The following is a 3,575-nucleotide window of genomic DNA, read 5'->3' on the forward strand; positions in this document are numbered from 1 at the left end:
GTACACGCCGATCGCTTCCGTTGCGCTCTACGTGCCGCGCGGCACGTAGAGCGCAACGGAAGCGATCGGCGTGTACCGGTCGCCGGCATAGGCGCCCGGCCGGACTTCCTTGAGCCACATCGTTTCCGGCTTCTGCTCCTCATGGAAATGCCTGATGTTGTCGATGCCGAACTGGATGCTCTCGACGACGTCCTTTTCCACCTTGTCGAACGCCGCGTCGAACTCGGCTTCCGACACCTGCAGCTCGCCCTCGGCGACATTGGCCTTGTCGAGTTCCCTGGCGAAGCGGATCAAGGCGGCGTCGCCTTCGTCCTTGACGGCCTGGATGATCGGCCGGACCTTCTCGACGAAGACCGTCAGATCGGCCTCGGCGCGCTTCAGCAGACTGGCGCGCTGGTCGGCATCGATGGATGACAAATCGTGGAAGCTGATGTCGGACATGGCTGCTCGTTCTCCTGGAACTCTTGGAACGCAATGACGGCTGGCGCAGGCCGGCCATATGCTGCGGGCCGACAGGTCGACCCTGAACAAGGATCAAAGCCGTCGAGAGGCTTCACTTGGGCAAAAGTATATACATGTCTATGTGACGGTCGCCAGCGATTTTTCCATCATCCTTCCCGTCGAAACTACCGAGATAAACCTGCCTCATCAGATCGAGGCGAGAAAGCCGCCATCGACCGGAATGGACTGGCCGGTTATGTAGGCCGCCGCATCCGAAGCGAGGAACACGGCGATGCCATGCAGGTCGGAGAGATCACCGAAACGCCGCTGCGGGATCTTGGCCAGCATGGAGTGCTGCCATGCCTCGTTGTTGTAAAAAACGTCCGTCATCGCCGTCCTGAAATAGCCCGGCGCGATGGCGTTGACCCTTATGCCAAGCTCCGCCCACTCGGCCGCAAGCGCCCGCGTCATGCCGAGCAGGCCGGACTTCGACGAGCCATACGGCACCGCGGTTGGGATTCCGACTTCCGACGTCAGCGAGCACAGGTTGATGATGGTGCCGGGACGGCCGGCGTCGCGCATCTGCCGCGCGGCGGCCTGGGCGCAGAAGAACGCTCCCTTCAGATTCGTGTCGACGATCCTGTCCCACAGCGCCTCGTCGACATCGAGCGAGGGCCGCACCTCCTCCATCCCGACATTGTTGACGAGAATGTCGAGACCACCAAGCAGGCTGGCAGCCTCGTTGGTGGCTGCGCGGCAGCGGCCGACATCGGTGACGTCGAGAGCGACGGCATGCGCCACCCCACCGGCCGCGCGGATGGCGACCGTCGTGTGCTCCAGCGCGGCCAGGCTGCGCGCCGTGACCGCGACGTCGGCGCCGGCAGCACTCAGCGCTTCGGCGATGCTGCGCCCGATGCCACGGCTGGCGCCGGTGACAAGCGCCTTCCTGCCGGAGAGATCGAAGAGAGAAGCGTTGCGCATGTGATCCTCCTGGTCGGTGTCGGTTTCCGCTTCGGCGTAGAGACTATCAGGTCAGCTTACATATACAAGCATATACAAAGCATTTCAGCTGCGGTACGGATGACGAAATCCACCGCAGAGGAGCCAGCCCGTGTCGAAAGCCTCGGATATGGTCCGCACCGAAGTCAACTGCCTGTCGCCCTACAATTCCGGACTGACCATTGACGAGGTGCGGAAACGATACGCACCGGCCAGAATCGCCAAACTGGGCTCGAACGAAAACCCGCTCGGGCCCAGCCCGAGCCTCGCCGCCACGATGCATGCCGGCTCCGAGATGTTCCGCCTCTATCCGGACCCTGCCGGGCGCAAGCTGCGCCAGGCGATCGGCGACAAATATGCCGTCGCCGAGGACCAGATTATCCTCGGCAACGGTTCCGAAGATCTTCTCTCCGTCATCAGCCGCGCCGTGTTGCGGCCGGGCGACGCCGTCGTCACGCTCTATCCGTCGTTTCCGCTGCATGAGGACTACACGACGTTGTGGGCGCTACCGTCAAGCGCGTTGTCGTCAACGACGATCTGACCATCAATGTCGATGCGCTGGTCGAGGCGGTGCGCGAACGGCCGCGCATGCTGCTGTTCTCGAACCCGATGAACCCGGTCGGCAGCTGGCTCTCCGGCGGCGATCTGTCGAGGGTTCTGGATGCGACGAGCGACGAGACGCTGATCGTCATCGACGAAGCCTATGCCGAATATGCCAAGGGCGACGACTATGCGTCATCCCTGCCCTACCTGGGAAAGCTCGACCGGCCCTGGATCGTGCTTCGGACCTTTTCCAAGGCGTTCGGCCTGGCCGGATTGCGGATCGGCTTCGGCATCGTCGGCGACCCGGAGCTGCGCGCGCTGCTGGACCGCGTCCGCACGCCTTTCAACGCCAACGGCATGGCCCAGGCCGCAGCATTCGCGGCGCTGGCCGATGACGAACACCTCGCCAGGGTCGTAGCTCTGGCCAGGGCGGAGAGAAAACGCGTCGAGACTTTCCTGGCGAGCAAGGGCCTCGACGTCGCCGCCTCCAGAGGCAATTTCCTGTTCTTCAACTGCCGGCAGGATGCCTCCGTCTTCGTCGAAGGCCTGCTGCGGCAAGGGGTCATCGTCAAACCGTGGAAGCAGCAGGGCTTTGACACCTATGTGCGTGTCAGCATCGGCTCGACTTCGGAAAACGACCACTTCATGGCCGCTCTGTCGGCGCTGTTGTGAATGCACGTCTGGGCGGATCGCTCCGCGCTTGGGAGCCGATCGCTGCCGCCCTATTTCGCCCAAGGCCTTGACCGACGCTTGGCTTGGCTGCCGTGCGGATCGTCGATGACCACAGCGTATTTATTTGGCTTCGGACCAGCCGCAGGCCTTAACTTTCGCAGCGTGGGTTTTTACATCCGAGGGGTCTGCAAACGATCGACGCTTGAGGAGGCTCCCTTGCAGCAGCCAGATGACATAGCCGCCCGCCGATTGGGCATTCTCATCGAGCAATATGTGGAAGCGCGTAAAAAGCGCTATGACTATGTGTCGACCGAGCAGGCCTATCGGGCCATCCGGCAGGTCCTCAAACCCGCCATTCCCGATCGCGAGCTCGACGACATGGTCGCCTCACTTGCCGTCAAGAACGGCCTGGCGGTCGTCTTCGATCGTCAAACCAAAGCATCGGCCGATGATGTTCCGAGGCCAAGCCCCTAGATCGACGCACATCTGCCGGTGCCGGGCGCCATATCAACGCGGGGCCAAACGCATCGTTCGGCCCCGCATCGATGTGCATCGCCGGAGGAACCTGCGACACACCTGCGCCGTGGGCCTGTGTGCCGCAAGCCGACGGGCGTGGTGGCTTCAAGCGGCGGTGCTGACCTGGCCCGGCTCGAGGATCGACTTGACCTTGTCGGCGACGGCGCGTCCCAGATCGGCGTTGTTTGCGGCGGTGAAATGAATTCCGTCGACACCGTCCGTGGTGAGGTAATCGCCGGCATTGAGGAAATCGATCTTCATGAAATCCGCCATCGCCTTATACTGCCTGGCCAGGTCCCTGGATTTTTCGTGCCCGCCGCCGAACATGCCCTCGAACCATGGATCGGGCATCGGGGTCAGCGGCGGCGGCGCAATGACCAGCGCCTTGGGGGCCGGATAAGGGG

2 protein-coding genes and 3 pseudogenes are annotated in these 3,575 nt (G+C 62.9%); 2 read left to right on the forward strand and 3 right to left on the reverse strand.

What is annotated here, in order from left to right; all coding sequences use genetic code 11:
• Positions 1 to 33 precede the first annotated feature (33 nt).
• Positions 34 to 441 (reverse strand): annotated as a pseudogene (locus EN932_RS31560) (histidinol dehydrogenase); the annotation flags it as partial.
• A 207-nt stretch (positions 442 to 648) separates the two neighbouring features.
• Positions 649 to 1,422: a glucose 1-dehydrogenase gene (locus tag EN932_RS31570; protein ID WP_127368123.1), complete on the reverse strand. Its 774-nt coding sequence runs from the start codon at positions 1,420 to 1,422 to the stop codon at positions 649 to 651.
• Between the two features lie 148 nt (positions 1,423 to 1,570).
• Between EN932_RS31570 and EN932_RS31575 the strand changes: the two are divergent.
• Both EN932_RS31575 and EN932_RS31580 read left to right on the forward strand, forming a co-directional pair.
• Positions 1,571 to 2,655 (forward strand): annotated as a pseudogene (locus EN932_RS31575) (histidinol-phosphate transaminase).
• Positions 2,656 to 2,760: 105 nt separating this feature from the next.
• Positions 2,761 to 3,129, forward strand: a complete 369-nt coding sequence (locus tag EN932_RS31580; RefSeq protein WP_224620654.1) for a hypothetical protein — start codon at positions 2,761 to 2,763, stop codon at positions 3,127 to 3,129.
• A gap of 147 nt (positions 3,130 to 3,276) precedes the next feature.
• On the opposite strand, the pseudogene EN932_RS31585 reads toward EN932_RS31580, so the two are convergent.
• A pseudogene (locus EN932_RS31585) lies at positions 3,277 to 3,575 on the reverse strand (hydrolase); the annotation flags it as partial.

Source organism: Mesorhizobium sp. M7A.F.Ca.US.002.01.1.1 (genome assembly GCF_004022955.1).
GTDB classification, from domain to species: Bacteria; Pseudomonadota; Alphaproteobacteria; order Rhizobiales; family Rhizobiaceae; genus Mesorhizobium; species Mesorhizobium ciceri.

Excerpts from the sequence above, each read along its gene's own strand:
- EN932_RS31570 (WP_127368123.1), bottom strand. The coding sequence starts at position 1,422 with ATGCGCAACGCTTCTCTCTTCGATCTCTCCGGCAGGAAGGCGCTTGTC.
- EN932_RS31580 (WP_224620654.1), top strand. The coding sequence starts at position 2,761 with ATGACCACAGCGTATTTATTTGGCTTCGGACCAGCCGCAGGCCTTAAC.